The 2,740-nt window shown below is 62.5% G+C and carries 4 protein-coding genes; 1 reads left to right on the top strand and 3 read right to left on the bottom strand.

Going from position 1 to position 2,740, the window contains the following annotated elements:
- The 3 genes from QP381_RS08395 to QP381_RS08385 form a co-directional block, all read right to left on the bottom strand.
- Positions 1-1,244: DUF262 domain-containing protein (locus QP381_RS08395; RefSeq protein WP_285068453.1), on the bottom strand; the 1,244-nt coding region annotated here is incomplete at its 3' end.
- A 58-nt stretch (positions 1,245-1,302) separates the two neighbouring features.
- Positions 1,303-1,581, bottom strand: coding sequence for a hypothetical protein (locus tag QP381_RS08390; protein ID WP_285068451.1), 279 nt, complete (start codon positions 1,579-1,581; stop codon positions 1,303-1,305).
- A 3-nt stretch (positions 1,582-1,584) separates the two neighbouring features.
- On the bottom strand, positions 1,585-1,791 hold the full coding sequence (locus QP381_RS08385; protein ID WP_285068449.1) for a YlcI/YnfO family protein: 207 nt from the start codon (positions 1,789-1,791) through the stop codon (positions 1,585-1,587).
- Between the two features lie 593 nt (positions 1,792-2,384).
- On the opposite strand from QP381_RS08385, the gene QP381_RS08380 reads away from it, so the two are divergent.
- Positions 2,385-2,740 (top strand): YraN family protein (locus QP381_RS08380; protein WP_285068447.1); only part of this gene is annotated, 356 nt, incomplete at its 3' end.

Genomic DNA, 2,740 nt, shown 5'->3' with positions numbered 1-2,740 from the left:
TTGACGATGTTGATCATCTCGGGGTAGACGGGTGTCCTCAGCGCGTTCACGCCAGGCCTCTCGATTGCGTACGCCCAGATGAACGCCGTGATTAGCGAGAGGAACGAGAAGAATTCGCCCTCGTCGAGCTCGCCCTGATCGTCCTTGTTGCTCATGAAGTAAACCGACACGAGGTAGGTCCACATGCCGTTGGGCGCGTACCCGAGCACGAACAACCTCTTCAGCACGCGCTCGGAGAAGCCGTCCTGCTTGTCGACCCTCTCCCAGAAGCCGGCGAGCTGCTCGAGGTTGTCGAACGTCTCGTCCCGCTTGAGCAGCTCGTAGGCGTTCTTCTCGTAGAAGTCCCTCAGGGCCTCCGTTGTCGTGTTCCTGTTGCCCTGGCGCGCCCTCTCGAAGTACATGTAGCGCGTGAACAGCTCGTCCATCGGGGTTCCGCGCATGGGCTTGAAGATCGCGGCGCACTTCTCCTCCAGCACCTTCCAGCGCGAGATGAACTCGTTCTTGCGGCCAGCGTCGGAGAATTGCTTGTAGAACTGCGACTTGAAGATGTCGGCGTCCGAGAGCGGCAGACCTCGGTCGTTCAGCGTCGAGAAGATCCTCAGGGCGCTGTCCTGCGACTCCGCCTCGATCGGCAGGAGGATGACGTTGTTGAGGATGCGGGTCGCGAGGTAAGCGGTGTAGGACGGGTACTCGTTCACGAGACGGGCGATCTTGTCCTCGAAGAACGAGAACGTTGCAGCGTACTTGCTCTGGTGGCCGGCGCCGGTCCTGCCGGACTTCAGGATCTCGAGGAACTCCTCCTTGTCGTCGTCCGACGCCACCTCGGAGTCGATCTTCAGCCTGTCCTTGTCGGGGTCGCCGAACTCGTCGGTCTTCCAGATGCACCTCGCGATCGTGTCCCGGGTGCTGACGGACTGCTTGTCCTTCATGAACTCGAACTTCGAGTAGAACGCCCGGAGCAGGAGCATGATGGTGGTGAGTCGCTGCTGGCCGTCGATGATCTCCAGCTTGCCGTCGGCGTTCTTGAAGGTGACGATCGGGCCGAGGAAATACTCGTCGTTGGCGCTGTCGAAGGCGTCGCAATCGTCGTTGGGGAAGGCGAAGGTGAAGATGTCGTCCCACAGCGTGTTGCACTCGTCCTCGGTCCAGGCGTAGGGGCGCTGGTAGTCGGGGATGAGGAAGTCGGACTTCTTGCTGGCGAAGAGGTCGTTTATCGTCTTCTGGTCGATGTTGAGCTTTGACATTGCGGTCCTTCGTCTTCTCAAATGCTGGTACTGGGGCTAAAGGGTCAGATCCATATCGTTAGCCCTCTAGCTTCCCGCCGAACGTTTCCTCCACGAACTCGGCGAGCTTGCCCTCCTTGGCTAGCTCTGCCGAATCGGCCTTCACGAAATTGGGGTCGCAGCCGGCGCCGATCTCGTCGCTGCCGGCGTATCCATCACCCAGGGCCTCGTGCTCGTTGTCGGCCCAAATGATGTTTCGGCCGGTTGTACGATCACAAAGCAGGGTATTGAGGATGCGAGCAGGGTAGCAGCGCTCGATGAAGCCTCCGCCGAATATGTCTCTATCGACGAACTCCACCGGCTATCGCCCCTCCTTGATGAGCTCGTCGATCATGCACTCTCGGATGAGGGCGCTGAAGCTGGTTCCGCGCAGGACGGCCGCCTGCTTGGCCGAGTCTCGAAGGTTCGCCGGAATCCTGATGGTGACGGCCACCGTGCCGCCGTCCGCGAGGTACTGCCTCAGCTCGGTGGGCGACGCGCCGTCCTTGAGCATGTCGGTGTAGTCCATGGGCGCTCCTTCGCGCGAACTGCTAAATGCAATATCAGGTATTCTACCATCGTCCCGCGTTGACGACATTAGCCGGGTGCTAACGACTCGGCTGCCGGTCCTGCCGCGATCGCCCCCCATACGCTGCGGGAACCCGGCATCGCGTACATCCCCTTGGTGGCCCCGGCGCCACCCGTCACAGCCGCACCGCAGACCCGCCGCCGGCGCCATGTCGGCACCACCTTCCTCCCCGTTGCACCGTCCCGAGCAGCACGCCGCAACGCTTCCGAACCTGTCCCGCACTGCCGCGCCATCCGCAAGGTCGGGCAGGAGCCTCCTCGTCTTCGGTGCCCCCTTCGCCTCCCCCCTTGGACGCGCATTGACGCGCGGAACCCGCCTCCGGCGCAAGGGCCGGCGATGTTCCCGGGAAACTTTTCGGCGGTGAGTTTGATTGCCAAGACCTCGAAAACTTTTCCGACAACACCGGAGGGAGATTCTCTAACCAAGCCCTCCTTCGCCTTTCCCCCTTGCGCCTACGGCGGAACCCGCGCGCCTTCACGCATCGCAAGGCGGAAGGCCAAAGGGGCGAACCGCCGAGACTAAGGAGGTCTACCATGTCCGAACTCAAGCAGAAGGCGATCAGGGCGGCGGAGAGGTTCCTCGAGCGATGCGGCTACGAGGTGCTCGACACGGAGTGGGTGTCGGAGGACGGCGGCGCCGTCGACATCGCGGCCCTCGACGACGGGACCGTGGTCATCTGCGACGTGAAGGCCAGCGTCGACGTCACCAAGGGGATGCCCTCGGACGCGACCGAGGCCTCGCGCGAGCGCATGGAGGTGAGCGCGACCAGGTGGCTCGACGCCAACCGCGACAACCCCGAGCTCGTCAACGTGCCGGTCCGCTTCGACACCATCTCGATGCTCGTCATCGGCGAGGATCGCGCGTTCCTAAGGCACCATATCAACTGCTT

The organism is Pauljensenia sp. UMB6358 (genome assembly GCF_030216865.1).
In the GTDB taxonomy this organism is placed as follows: domain Bacteria; phylum Actinomycetota; class Actinomycetes; order Actinomycetales; family Actinomycetaceae; genus Pauljensenia; species Pauljensenia turicensis_A.
This window is presented reverse-complemented; position numbering and strand designations above follow the sequence as displayed.

What these genes read in the sequence shown, in the direction of transcription:
- QP381_RS08385 (WP_285068449.1), bottom strand. Translation starts at nt 1,791, where the DNA reads ATGGACTACACCGACATGCTCAAGGACGGCGCGTCGCCCACCGAGCTG.